At 70.6% G+C, this 12718-nt stretch carries 9 protein-coding genes and 1 pseudogene; 6 read left to right on the top strand and 4 right to left on the bottom strand.

Features of this window, described 5'->3' with window-relative positions:
• The first annotated feature begins 87 nt into the window (after window positions 1-87).
• Together ACFZBU_RS15380 and ACFZBU_RS15375 are read left to right on the top strand one after the other, a co-directional pair.
• Window positions 88-2046: a fibronectin type III domain-containing protein gene (locus tag ACFZBU_RS15380; RefSeq protein WP_391584045.1), complete on the top strand. Its 1959-nt coding sequence runs from the start codon at window positions 88-90 to the stop codon at window positions 2044-2046.
• 110 nt (window positions 2047-2156) lie between these two features.
• The gene (locus ACFZBU_RS15375; protein WP_391584044.1) at window positions 2157-4250 is read left to right on the top strand and encodes a fibronectin type III domain-containing protein; all 2094 of its coding nucleotides are present in this window, start codon (window positions 2157-2159) and stop codon (window positions 4248-4250) included.
• Between the two features lie 209 nt (window positions 4251-4459).
• Here the strand turns inward: ACFZBU_RS15375 and ACFZBU_RS15370 are convergent, their stop codons facing one another.
• The 3 genes from ACFZBU_RS15370 to ACFZBU_RS15360 form a co-directional block, all read right to left on the bottom strand.
• Entirely contained in the window at window positions 4460-4927 is a 468-nt protein-coding gene (locus tag ACFZBU_RS15370; protein ID WP_391584043.1) for a pyridoxamine 5'-phosphate oxidase family protein, read from the bottom strand.
• 65 nt (window positions 4928-4992) lie between these two features.
• Window positions 4993-7140 (bottom strand): MMPL family transporter, encoded by a 2148-nt coding sequence (locus ACFZBU_RS15365; protein WP_391584042.1) that lies wholly within the window; start codon window positions 7138-7140, stop codon window positions 4993-4995.
• A 108-nt stretch (window positions 7141-7248) separates the two neighbouring features.
• Entirely contained in the window at window positions 7249-7851 is a 603-nt protein-coding gene (locus tag ACFZBU_RS15360; RefSeq protein ID WP_391584041.1) for an HDIG domain-containing metalloprotein, read from the bottom strand.
• A gap of 347 nt (window positions 7852-8198) precedes the next feature.
• On the opposite strand from ACFZBU_RS15360, the gene ACFZBU_RS15355 reads away from it, so the two are divergent.
• The 3 genes and pseudogenes from ACFZBU_RS15355 (at window position 8199) to ACFZBU_RS15345 (ending at window position 10428) form a co-directional block, all read left to right on the top strand.
• Window positions 8199-8810, top strand: coding sequence for a hypothetical protein (locus ACFZBU_RS15355; RefSeq protein WP_391584040.1), 612 nt, complete (start codon window positions 8199-8201; stop codon window positions 8808-8810).
• Between the two features lie 104 nt (window positions 8811-8914).
• Window positions 8915-9715 (top strand): annotated as a pseudogene (locus tag ACFZBU_RS15350) (leucine zipper domain-containing protein); the annotation flags it as partial.
• A gap of 278 nt (window positions 9716-9993) precedes the next feature.
• The gene (locus tag ACFZBU_RS15345; RefSeq protein ID WP_391584039.1) at window positions 9994-10428 is read left to right on the top strand and encodes a hypothetical protein; all 435 of its coding nucleotides are present in this window, start codon (window positions 9994-9996) and stop codon (window positions 10426-10428) included.
• Window positions 10429-11033: 605 nt separating this feature from the next.
• Here the strand turns inward: ACFZBU_RS15345 and ACFZBU_RS15340 are convergent.
• On the bottom strand, window positions 11034-11777 hold the full coding sequence (locus ACFZBU_RS15340; RefSeq protein ID WP_391584038.1) for a carbon-nitrogen hydrolase family protein: 744 nt from the start codon (window positions 11775-11777) through the stop codon (window positions 11034-11036).
• Window positions 11778-12033: 256 nt separating this feature from the next.
• On the opposite strand from ACFZBU_RS15340, the gene ACFZBU_RS15335 reads away from it, so the two are divergent.
• A complete protein-coding gene (locus ACFZBU_RS15335) occupies window positions 12034-12699 on the top strand; it encodes a TetR family transcriptional regulator (RefSeq protein WP_391584037.1) in 666 nt (221 codons plus the stop codon).
• Window positions 12700-12718 lie beyond the last annotated feature (19 nt).

Here is a 12718-nt window from a genome sequence, read left to right as displayed (position 1 = left end):
CTAGACCAATATGCGCGCAGGGCGGGCTGTCGCGCATGCGGCGGTACCACGTCCACCCACATCGCTTCTCCACGCACGGAGGCAGTAGTGGCACGCGTTTCGCATGTTCCGCAGGCGAAGTCCCCTCGCCGCGGGCACCCCACCCTGGCCGCACTCGCGGCGCTCACCCTGGCCGGCGCCGGTCTGACCGTCGCCGTCGCGGGCAGCGCGCAGGCCGCGGACAACCTGATGAGCAACCCGGGCTTCGAGGACGGCCTTTCCGGCTGGTCCTGTTCCGCCGGTTCCGGCGCCGCGGTGAGCACCCCGACGCATGCCGGCACCGGCGCGCTCAAGGCCACCCCGGCGGGTGCCGACAACGCCCGATGCACACAGACCGTCACGGTGCTGCCGAACTCCGCCTACACACTGAGCGCCTGGGTCCAGGGCAGCTACGTCTACCTGGGCGCCACCGGCACCGGCACCACCGACCCGTCCACCTGGACACCGGGTGCCGGAACGTATCAGCAACTCACCACCACGTTCCGTACCGGCCCCTCGACCACCTCGGTCACCGTCTACACGCATGGCTGGTACGGCCAACCCGCCTACTTCGCCGACGACATCACCCTCGCCGGCCCCGGCGGCAGCACCCAGATCCCGGCCACCCCCACCGGTCTGGCCGCCGGGGCGCCGACCGCCACGAGCGTGCCGCTGTCGTGGAGTTCCGTGCCCGGTGCGACCGGTTACAACGTGTACCAGAACGGCACGAAGGTGCAGTCGGTCAGCGGGACGAGCGCGAACGTCACCGGTCTGACCGCGAACACGGCGTACGACTTCCAGGTCACCGCGACGAACTCGGCGGGCGAGTCTGCCAAGTCGGCGACGGTCACCGCCACCACGACCGGCGGCGGCACCCAGATCCCGGCCACCCCGACCGGTCTGGCCGCCGGTGCGCCGACGTCGTCGAGCGTGCCGCTGTCGTGGAACCCGGTTTCGGGCGCGACCGGTTACAACGTGTACCAGAACGGCACGAAGGTGCAGTCGGTCACCGGGACGAGCGCGACCGCCACCGGTCTGACCGCGAACACCGCCTACAGCTTCCAGGTCAGCGCCACCAACTCGGCCGGCGAGTCGGCCAAGTCGGCCGCGGTGAGCGCGACCACCACCGGCGGCGGGGGCGGCGGACAACTGCCCAAGCACGTGCTCACCGGCTACTGGCAGAACTTCAACAACGGCGCCACCATCCAGACCATCGCCCAGGTGCCCGCCGAATACGACATCATCGCCGTCTCGTTCGCCGATGCCACCGGCACCCCGGGCGGCGTCTCGTTCACCCTGGACCCGGCGCTGAACTACTCCGAGGCGGCGTTCAAGGCCGACATCGCGGCCAAGAAGGCGGCCGGCAAGAAGGTGATCATCTCGGTCGGCGGCGAGAAGGGCACCGTCTCGGTCAACAGCTCCTCCTCGGCGACCAACTTCGCGAACACGCTGTACACGCTGATCCAGAACTACGGCTTCGACGGCGTGGACATCGACCTGGAAAACGGCATCAACTCCACCTACATGTCCCAGGCGCTGCGTTCGTTGTCCGGCAAGGTCGGCCCCGGCCTGGTGATCACCATGGCTCCGCAGACGCTGGACATGCAGTCCACCGGCACCGAGTACTTCAAGACCGCGCTGGCGATCAAGGACATCCTGACCGTCGTCAACACCCAGTACTACAACAGCGGCGCGATGCTCGGCTGTGACGGCAAGGTGTACAGCCAGGGCACGGTCGACTTCATGACCGGCCTCGCCTGCATCCAACTCGAAGGCGGCCTGGCCCCCTCGCAGGTCGGCCTCGGCCTCCCCGCCTCCCCGCGCGGCGCCGGATCCGGCTACGTCTCGCCGAGCGTGGTCAACAACGCGCTCGACTGCCTCGCCAAGGGCACCGGCTGCGGGACGTTCAAGCCGAGCAAGACCTACCCGGGTCTGCGCGGCGCGATGACCTGGTCGACCAACTGGGACGCTCTGAACGGCAACCAGTTCTCCAACACGGTCGGCCCGCACCTCGACACGCTCCCGTAGCGCATAGCGCATAGCGCATAGCGCATAGCGCACAGCGCCCGGGCCGGACCACGCGACCGGCCCGGGCGCCCCGCTCCGCTCCGTTCCGTCTCGACCACGCGAGGAATCCCATGTCCGGATCCACCAGCGTTCGTCCCCCCAAGCGGCTGCGCCCCCTCGTCGCCGCGGCAAGCACCGCCCTGTTGACCGCCGCCATGCTCACCGCGGCGGGCGGCACCGCCGACGCGGTGGACGCCGCCGAACTCGTCCAGAACGGCGGCTTCGAATCCGGCCTGACCGGCTGGACCTGCGGCGCCGGCAGCGGGTCAACCGTCAGTACCCCCGTACACGCCGGGACTTCGGCCCTGAAGGCGACCCCGGCCGGCAGCGACAACGCGCGCTGCGCGCAGACCGTGACCGTGCAGCCCTCCTCCGACTACGTGATCTCCGGCTGGGTGCGCGGCAGTTACGTCTACCTCGGCGCGACCGGCACCGGCACCACCGACCCGTCCACGTGGACCGGCTCCGCACCGGACTGGACCCGCCTGACCACCACGTTCCGCACCGGCGCGAACACCACGTCGGTGACCCTGTACACACACGGCTGGTACGGCACGGGCGCCTACTACGCCGACGACCTGTCGCTGACCGGTCCCGGCGGCGGCACCCAGATCCCGGCGGTGCCCACCGGCCTGGCGGCCGGTGCGCCGACCTCGTCGAGTGTGCCGCTGTCGTGGACCGCCGTGCCCGGTGCGACCGGCTACAACGTGTACCAGAACGGCACGAAGGTGCAGTCGGTTACCGGGACGAGCGCGAACGTCACCGGGTTGACCGCGAACACCGCCTACAACTTCCAGGTCAGTGCGAGCAATTCGGCCGGCGAGTCGGCCAGGTCGGCGACGGTCACCGCGACCACCACCGGCGGCGGCACCCAGATCCCGGCCACCCCCACCGGCCTCGCCGCCGGCACCCCGACCACCACGGCCGTGCCGCTGACCTGGACCGCGGTCCCCGGCGCGACCGGCTACAACGTCTACCGCAACGGCACGTTGGCGCAATCGGCGACCGGCCCGAGCGCCACGGTGACCGGACTGAGCCCGGCCACCGCGTACAGCTTCCAGGTCAGCGCGAGCAACTCGGCCGGCGAGTCGGCCAAGTCGGCGGCCGTCACCGCCACCACCGCCACCGACGGCGGAGGCGGCGGCCAACTGCCCGCGCACGCCCTGGTCGGCTACCTGCACGCGAGCTTCGCCAACGGCGCGGGCTACACCAGGATGGCCGACGTGCCCGCGAGTTGGGACGTGATCAACCTGTCCTTCGGCGAGCCCACCTCGGTCACCTCCGGGGACATCCGGTTCGTGCGCTGCCCGGTCGCCGAGTGCCCGAGCGTGGAGAGCGACGCCGACTTCAAGGCCGCCATCCGGGCCAAGCAGGCGGCGGGCAAGAAGGTGCTGATCTCGATCGGCGGGCAGAACGGCCAGGTGCAACTGTCCACGACCGCCGCCCGGGACAAGTTCGTGCAATCGGTCGGCGGGATCATCGACGAGTACGGACTCGACGGCCTGGACATCGACTTCGAGGGCCACTCGTTGTCGCTGAACACCGGCGACACCGACTTCAAGAACCCGACCACGCCGGTGATCGTCAACCTGATCTCGGCGGTCAAGACGCTCAAGGCCAAGTACGGCAGCCGGTTCGTGCTCACCATGGCGCCGGAGACGTTCTTCGTGCAGATGGGCTACCAGTACTACGGCTCCGGCCAGTGGGGCGGACAGGACCCGCGGTGCGGCTCCTACCTCCCGGTCATCTACGCGTTGCGCGACGACCTGACCCTGCTGCACGTCCAGGACTACAACTCCGGCTCGATCATGGGCCTGGACAACCAGTACCACAGCATGGGCGGGGCCGACTTCCACATCGCGATGACGGACATGCTGCTCACCGGCTTCCCGGTCGCGGGCAACACGAACAACGTGTTCCCGGCGCTGCGACCCGACCAGGTCGCGATCGGCATGCCGGCCTCGGTGCAGGCGGGCAACGGCTGGGTGTCCACCACCGAGGTGAACAAGGCCCTCGACTGCCTGACCAAGGGCAGCAACTGCGGCGGCTACACACCCCACGGCGTGCGACCGAACCTGCGCGGGCTGATGACCTGGTCGATCAACTGGGACCGCTTCAACAACCTCGAATTCTCCCGCAACTTCGACAACTACTTCGGTAGCTGAGCCGCTCGGCTGCCGCCGTCCCCGGCAGCCGAGCCCCCGACGACCCCCGCCGCCGGCACCCACGAGAGACCGGCGGCGGGCCGGTCAACCCGGCACGGCACCTCGCCGCCCCGCCGAAACGTCCGAGTACTCGAGTACGAGAACGTTCCGGCGGCACGCCGATGCACCGCACCGAACACCGCGACGGGGCAAACGTTGCCGGGCGCGCCCTAGGGAACCAGCCAGGTGCCGTCGCGGAACACCTCGCGACCCGCGAGTTCGTTCGCCTCGCGCCAGCTCTGCACCAGATTCGGGCGGATGCGGAAGTAGTGGTAGGAGGTGGTGAGTTTCCGCGGGTCGAAGCCGGTCTTCGCGGCGAAGCCGTCGGCCGTGTCACCGGGGATCTCGGCCGGCGTGAGAGGTTCGGCGGTGGCCTCGATCATGACCACGTCCCGGGTCGGGCCGATCCCGAGCCGCAGCGTGCCGCCCGCCAGCAGGTTGCGGGCGGTCGGGCTCGCCGAGGCGGTCGCGATCAGCAGCGTGTCGCCGTCCCACAGGAAGGACAGCGGCACCAGGTACGGCGTCCCGGTCCTCGCGTCGGCGGTGGCCACCCACGCGTCCACGTCGTGTTCGAGCCGATCGAGGGTGTCCTGCTTGCGCTGCTCGGCAGTGCGGGGAGGGGATGGCGGTGAGGTCATGGTGACGCTGCCTCCGGATCGGCTCGCTCGGATGATCGACGTTGCGCAGGCCGGCCTGCGACGGCTCAGTCTTTCGCACGTCCCGGTCGCCAGAACCGGGGGCCGATCTCCAGCGCCAGCGCCGGGATGAGCAGGCTGCGGACCAGGAAGGTGTCCAGGAGCACGCCCACCGCGACCAACACGCCCTGCTGGAGCGAATTCACCGTCGGGATCACGGTGAGCGCGGCGAACGTGGCCGCCAGAACCAGGCCCGCCGAGGTGATCACGCCGCCGGTCACGGTCAACCCGGTGAGCACGCCCTCGCGGTGCCCACGCACCCGCACCTCCTCCCTGGCCCGGGTCATCAGGAAGATCGTGTAGTCCACGCCCAGGGCGACCAGGAACAGGAAGCCGAACAGCAGCAGCCCACGGTCGATCCGCGGGTGGCCCAGCGCGTGATAGATCAGCGCCGCGGCACCCACCGCCGAACCGAACGAGAGCACCACCGACAGCAGCAGCACGACCGGCGCGACCAGTGCGCGGAGCAGCACCACGAGCATCAGCAGGACCACCGCGAGGATCAGCGGGATCAGCAGCTTCTCCTCCTCGCCCTGCGCCTGCGAGGTGTCCAACGCGACCGCACTCTGCCCGGCGACCAGTGCCGAGCGGGTCTGCGCCGGCCCCGAGCGCAGCGTCGCGCGGATCCGCTCGACGGTGTCCCGGGCGGCCCCGGTGTCGGGACTGTCCCGCAACACCGCCGCGATGTGCGTCCATCCGCCGGCGCTCGCCACCTCGATCGCCGAGCTCACCCCCGGCACGGCCGGCAACATGCGCACCGTCGCGGCGGCACCCTCGCTGCGTACGTACACGTCCGCGGGGGCCGACGAGCCGGCCGCGAAGTGCTCGGCGAGTCGTTCCTGCCCGATCACCGAGTCGACCCGCTCGGTGAACTGCTCACCCGCGGTCTGGCCGCTGCCCAGCGTGAGCGCGCCGCACGCCAGCGCCGCGAGCACCAGCACACTGCCGATCCAGATCGGCCGGGGCCGCAGGCCCACCGCGCGCGAGACCCGGGCCCATGCGCCGTGTTCGCGCTCCACACCCACGCCCTCGTACCCGACCGTGTGGCGCGGGATCAACGGCCAGAACACCCAGCGACCCAGGACGACCAGGAACGCGGGCAGCAGCGAGGTCATCGCGCAGAACACGATCACCACGCCGATGGCCACCACCGGCCCCAGACCGCGGGTGGAGTTCATGCTGCCGAAGACCAGACACAGCGTGGCGATGCCCACCGTCGCGGCGGACGCGGCGATCGCGGGCAGGCAGCGGGTCAGTGCCGTCGCCATCGCCTCGTGCCGGTCCCGGTGCCGGTGCAACTCCTCGCGATAGCGCGCGATCAGCAGCAGCGCATAGTCGGTGCCGACCCCCAGGACCAGCACGACCAGCACGTACGAGCTCTGCCCGTTGACCACCAGGCCCGCATAGCGGGCGAGCAGGTACACCACACCGGAGGCGACCTGACTCGCCAACGCCACCGAGATCAGCGGGATCAGCCACAACACCGGACTGCGGTACGTGATCAACAACAGCAGCGCCACGATCGCCAACGTGGTGCCCAGGAGCGCCGCGTCCATGCCGGAGTACACATCGATGAAGTCGGCGAGGTTGCCCGCCTGACCGGCGATCCGCACGTCGAGTCCGGCGGGTGTGCCCTCCCCGGTGAGCTTGCGCACGGCCTCGACCGCGTCGCCGAGCACCGCGTTGTCGCTCTTGTCGGCCTTCAACGGCACGGTGAGGTAGGCCGCCTTGCCGTCCTGCGACACCACGACGTCCGGAATCTCCGCCGCCGCCATCCGTCGCTCGCGCAGGCGGCCGCGGTCCTCGCCGATTCGGGCCAGGTCGCCCGGGGTGAGTCCCCGATCGCGGGTGTAGACCACGACCGCGGTCAGGATGCCCTTGTTCGTGAAGTGCTCGTCGGCGATGTCCAGCGCCCGGGTGGCCTGGGAATCCGCCGGCAACCAGGTCTGCTGCTCGTTGTTCTGCACCGAACCGAGCTTGGCGGCCAACGACCCGCCGACGCCGATCAGCAACAGCCAGCACACCAGAACCACCCACTTCGAGCGCCGACCGGCGACGAACGCGGCGTAGCGCCCGAAGAGCGTGGGCGGCGGCGCGGGAGAGGGTGCGTCGGCCGGTCGATCCGCCGGGGCGGAGGGGGAGGTCTGTGTGGTCATGGTCGCTCGCCAGGGGTCTCGTGGTGCGCTGCTTCGGTCACAGTGCTGACACGAGCCGGGCGGCGAATGTGACACCCGACCGGCCGACCGGTTCGGGAGTGCCGCCGCTCAGGTGATGCGGTGCCCGAACTCGGCTGCGAGCGGTTCGAGTTCGGGCGTGCCGAACTCGTCGGCAAGGGCCTGGAAGGCGACCACCTTGTCGTCCCCGAAGCGCCGGATCTTCGCGGCGAACGTGTCGGGGCGCAGGAACCGCGGCGGGTTCGACTTGCTGTGGAACTTGTCCGCGTACATCACCAGGCGCTCCTCGGCCGACTCGGCGACGTAGTCGTCCACCGGGATCGGCAACTGCCGGCTCAGCACGTCGTGCCGGGTCAGCCCGACGCCGGTGTGGCACGAGCAGAACCGGTGCAGCGACTCGGGCAGGCCCTCCTTGCGCAGGATCTCCACGCCCAGCAGCCCGTGCCGCACGTAGTTGGCGCCGTCCAGCCGGCCCTCCTCGTCGTAGAGCCGGTAGACCCCGATGTCGTGCAGCAGGCACCCGGCCCGGACCAGGTCGAGGTCGACGCCGGCGCCGCCGGGTCCGGTCGCCAACTGCTCGGCGATCCGCCCGACGATCACGCAATGTGTGTGCACCTTCTCGAAGACCGCTCGGGTCGGTGCGTATGCCCTGTGCAGTGCGGTGATCTCGGCGACCGTCGGAAGCTGTGACATCCGGGGAGCCTAACCGAGGGACCGTCGGGTTTGTCCGTATGGGCGGCGGATCAGCGTGGCGGGGCCGGCGCCGGCCGTCGGCGCCGGTGCGCGGACACGCTTCGGGCGCGGCGGAGCCGGGATGGTCCGGGAATGCGCGGTGTGCGAGGGTCAATGTGCCTGTACGCAGCGCGAGTTCGATGTCGGGCGGCGCTGACGGGTACCCTCGTGGTTGCCTGATGTTCGCCCGGTCGATCCTGCGGGGGCATCCCGGGATCAGGCACCGTGGAGGGGCGACGGCCGGCGACGTGCTCGCACGCTGGGTCCGTCCGCGACCGACGGCCATCCCAGCGAACCAGGACACCGCGATGACCCCGACCACGCTCGCAGGGCCCGCTCCCGCCGGGCGCACCGATCACCACACGTTCATCGCGATCGAGGGGCCGCCCGGCGCGGGCGGCGCCGCGCTCGCCGACACCCTCGGCGCCGCGCTCGGCTGTACCCCGATCGCCGGGCGTGCCGAATCGATCCGCCTCGGCCTGGCCGGGCTGCTGCGGGCCGACGCGCTCGTCAAGCGCCGGCGCTCGGCCGGGCCGGTGATCGTGCACACGTGGGCGGCCGGCGTCGCCGCCGACGGTGCGGTGATCTACCGGGCCGACGGGAGCCGGCTCAGCGCCCAGGTCGCCGAATACCGGGCCGTGCTGGAGGAGCCGACGGTCACGGTCCACCTGACCGCATCGGCCCGTACGCTGCGCGACCGGCTGTCCGCGCAACAGGTGCTCTCCGCCGACGACCGGGGCTGGCTGACCCGCCGTGGCGCGCTGGAGCGCATCGCGGAGGCCCATGTCGCGATCGCGGTCGAAGCCGATCCTCGGCGCACGATCGTGGTGGACATCGACCGATGCGGATCGCGGTCGGTGGCGGACGTGGTGCTGGCGGGCCTTCGGGCACGCGAGATCGGCGTCGTGGACGCGGCCTAGGTGTATTGACCACGAGCGTTGTCGACAGAGTCGGGTCTTGATCATGGCGAAGACCTCCGGTGTGGTGGAGGTGTCCAGGCTCCACACCACGCACGAAGGTCTTCGTGTCCCACCGTAACGCCCGATTGACCGTGCACGGCAGACGACTCCTGGTCGAACGCGTCCTCGCCGGACGGCCGGTCGCGCACGTTGCGGCCGAGATGGGCGTATCCAGGCCCACCGCCCACAAGTGGGTCCGCCGTTGGCGAGCCGAGGGCGAAGGCGGACTGGCGGACCGCTCCAGCAGGCCGAACACCACCCCGCACCGCACCCCGGCCGATGTCGAGGCCGAGGTGTGTCGCCTGCGAACCGACCGCAAGCTCGGCCCCGCCCGCATCGGGCCCGTCCTGGGCCTGCCCGCCTCGACGGTCCACCGCATCCTGACCCGGCACGGCCTCAATCGCCTGGCCTGGCTCGACCGGCCGACCGGGCAGCCGATCCACCGCTACGAACGGGCCCGGCCGGGCGAGTTGGTCCACGTCGACATCAAGAAGCTCGGCAACATCCCCGACGGCGGCGGCCACAGGGTCATGGACCGCCGGCAGGCGATGGACAACAAGATCGCCACCACCAGCGAGCGGAGGAACTGCAAGCCGGTGATCGGCTACTCCTACATCCACTCCGCGGTCGACGACCACTCCCGCCTGACCTACAGCGAGGTCCTGCCCGACGAGCGCCAACACACCGCCGTCGCCTTCCGGAACCGCGCCCGGGCGTTCTTCACCGCCCACGGTGTCACCGTCGAGCGAAACCGTCGGCTGCACGGGAGTGACGGCCTGGCGCCGGCTTCGGCTGGACCGAGGCCGGTGTCCGGCCCCGCCTACACGCAGCCTTGCCGAGCGCGCTCGAATGGCCCAAACGAAAGGCCGTTCCTGTTTGAGGGATTGTCCAACGGCTGACTCTCCCTGTACCGCTCTGGTCTCAAGGGGTTGTCATGTCGCGTCGGGTCGTGTCTGTCTGCATCGTGGTCACCGCTCTTCTTTCGTTGGCCGGTTGCGGCGACGACGACGGGAAGAGTGGTTCGGGTGCTGCGTCGGCATCCCCGTCGGTGAGTTGTGATCCTCCCGGCCTGCCGCAGGACGAATGGTTGCGGTTGTGCGGGCCCGGATCCGGTCGCGACACCGGGCCGGCGAACACCGCGCCCGTGGGGGGCTGGGTGGCGATGCCCAACGGCGTCGTGGTTTCGGTGGCGCGCGTGGAACCCGCGCCCGCGGCCGCGAGCGCCGCGCCGGGTTCCTTCCCGGCGTTGGTCACGATCACCGTAACCAACCGGTCGCAAACCCCCTACGACGTCTCCGGAGTGCACGTCAGCGAGATGAGCCGCGTCAGTGGAGAGCGCGCCGAACGCATCACGCACGGAAGTCTGCCGCAACAGGACTTCACCGGCACGGTGGCACCGGGACAGTCGGTCTTCGCCCAACAACTCTTCGACGTTCCCGACGCCCTCCGTCCCGGTTTCCGCATCATCGTCGCCATGACCTCGCTCCCCTCGGCACTGCCGGACGCCACGTTCACCGGCACCCTGCCGCAAAGCGCCGGCACCACGCCCACGCGCTCCCCGTCCGGGTCGACCCCCTGACGCACGGCGACAGCGACGGCGCGACGGCGCGGCGGCGGAACACCCTCGGTCCGCCGCAGCCGGCGGGACCCGCGTGGTTGCGAAGCCGTACCAGGCCGTTCATACGCAGCAGCGCCGGCTTGGGGTACGGCGTGACGCACGCGGCGAGTTCCTCCCGCTCCCGCTCCCGGTCGGCGGTGGGCCCGGAAGACGGACGTCTGTGTCGGCTGCGTATTTGGCGCTTCGACTGTCGGATGCGCCCTTACGCCTGGGGACTACGCAGCGCCGCATCCAACCGGCGGAGCCCCGCTCGCCCGAACTCCGGTGAGGTGCAGGGTGGTTCCGTGTGCGGTCGATCCGCGCGGGCGGGCGGTGAGGGGCTCATTTTGTACCCGTGGCGCCCGAGTGCGTCATCACGTAATTCAGTGACGAGGCCAGAGCGGTGTGGACGAGCACCGCAGCGAGCCGGCCCCAGCCCGCAAGCGTGAAGTGACCCAGCAGCCACCACACCTGGATGCGGTCGTCGCACTCCCAGAGTGGGCGAGGGCCCCTCAGCAGTTCCGGCGACGCGTCCAGGAAGAAGAGTTCGGTCGGGTCGGGCGCGGCGCGCCACTCGTCTTTCCAGGTCAGCCGGAGATCCCGGCGGCGTCGGCTGGTGATCGAAGCCCGCCGACCTCGGCGGCGACCACCGTGACCGTGCGGTCGTCGGCCTCCGCGAGGAGGGCCCCGCCCGGGGCCCACAGGGCTGCGCCGCCACAACCGGTCCATGGTCCCGACGGGCCCACGTGGTTGGCCATCACGACGTACAGGCCGGTGTCCTCGGCGATTCCCGGGTATACGGTCGCCCGCTCCTCGATCCCCTTGCCCGTGCCGTAGAGCGAGCTCGCCAGGTGCACTTGGCAGCCGTCGGCGGCGCGGGCGGTCAGTTCGGGGAAGTGGTTGTCGTAACACGTGGCCAACGCGAAACGCAGGCCACCCAGCTCGAAGCGCCCGTCCCGATCGCCGGCCGCGAAGACGCCTCGCTCCTCCTCGTAGAGGTACTGCTTCCGGTAAGTGGTCACCAGTTCACCGTCGGCGTCGTGGACCAGTGTCCCGATGGCGGGCAGCGATCCACCGGTGGCCACGGCGCAGTTGACGACGGTGGCGATCCCCACCGCCCGGATCGGATCCAGCCGCGAATCGTCCGCGCTCACCCACAGGCCGGGATCCTCGACCAGGGATCCGAGTTCGTACCCGGTCAGCGCGAGTTCGGGGAACACGACGAGTTCGGCGCCCTGGGCGCGCGCCTGCTCGGCGAGAGCGGCGAGTCGGCGAACGTTGGCGGGGATGTCCGCGGGAACACACGTGAGCTGCGCGGCAGCGATCTTCATACCGCCGAGCATGCCAGGCCGATGCCGCGACGGTGAGTTCGGTGTCCGGGAACCCCGCTGCCACGACCAGGTGAGCGCACGCGGCAGGGAGATCGGCGCGTGGACGGCAGCGCGTGGACGGCAGCGCGTGGGGGCGGAGCGGGTGCGGGCGCGGCGGGTGAGGGTCTCCCGGGCAATGACGATTCGCTCGTACACGATTCACTCCCAGTGCCGCGGCCGGGCGGTGGGTGCCGTCGGTCGGCGTAGGGTGCCGCGCATGAGCGGTGAGATGGGGTTGCGCGAGCGCAAGCGGTTGCGGATGGCGGCGACGATCTCCGATGTCGCGATCGAGTTGTTCCTGGCGAGGGGCTTCGACCGGGTGTCGGTCGCCGAGGTCGCGGACGCCGCGGAGGTCTCCAAGCCGACGCTGTTCCGGTACTTCCCGACCAAGGAGGACCTGGTGCTGCACCGGTTCGCCGACCATCAGGACGAGGCCGGTCGGGTGGTGGCCGGGCGGCCGGAGGGCGTCTCGGCGCTGACGGCGCTGCGCGTGCACTTCCTGGCCGGACTGGATCGGCACGATCCGGTGACCGGGCTCTGCGACCATCCGCAGGTGTTGGCCTTCCATCGGTTGCTGTACGGGACCCCGAGTCTGGTGGCCCGGCTGTACGCGTACACCGAGCGTTCGGAGGAGGCGCTGGCCGCCGCGCTGGGCGCCTCGGTCTCCGAGACGGACGCGTGCGAGGACGCGGACGGCATGCAGGCGCGGTTGGCGGCCGGCCAGATCGTCGCGGTGCAACGGATCCTGGCCCGGGAGAACTGGCGGCGGATCGCGGCGGGCGAGCGGGCGGCGGCCCTGCATCCGGTGGCACGGGCGACGGCGGAGCGGGCCTTCGATCGGCTGGCGGAGGGGTTGATCCGCTACTCGGACGTTACTCGGTAACATTTTTAACCGAGTTGCA

This window comes from Embleya sp. NPDC008237, from assembly GCF_042956465.1.
Lineage (GTDB): Bacteria > Actinomycetota > Actinomycetes > Streptomycetales > Streptomycetaceae > Embleya.
This window is presented reverse-complemented; position numbering and strand designations above follow the sequence as displayed.

Coding starts and splice junctions, on each gene's coding strand:
- ACFZBU_RS15375 (WP_391584044.1), top strand. CDS start 2,157: ATGTCCGGATCCACCAGCGTTCGTCCCCCCAAGCGGCTGCGCCCCCTC.
- ACFZBU_RS15370 (WP_391584043.1), bottom strand. CDS start 4,927: ATGACCTCACCGCCATCCCCTCCCCGCACTGCCGAGCAGCGCAAGCAG.
- ACFZBU_RS15365 (WP_391584042.1), bottom strand. CDS start 7,140: ATGACCACACAGACCTCCCCCTCCGCCCCGGCGGATCGACCGGCCGAC.
- ACFZBU_RS15360 (WP_391584041.1), bottom strand. CDS start 7,851: ATGTCACAGCTTCCGACGGTCGCCGAGATCACCGCACTGCACAGGGCA.
- ACFZBU_RS15355 (WP_391584040.1), top strand. CDS start 8,199: ATGACCCCGACCACGCTCGCAGGGCCCGCTCCCGCCGGGCGCACCGAT.
- ACFZBU_RS15340 (WP_391584038.1), bottom strand. CDS start 11,777: ATGAAGATCGCTGCCGCGCAGCTCACGTGTGTTCCCGCGGACATCCCC.
- ACFZBU_RS15335 (WP_391584037.1), top strand. CDS start 12,034: ATGAGCGGTGAGATGGGGTTGCGCGAGCGCAAGCGGTTGCGGATGGCG.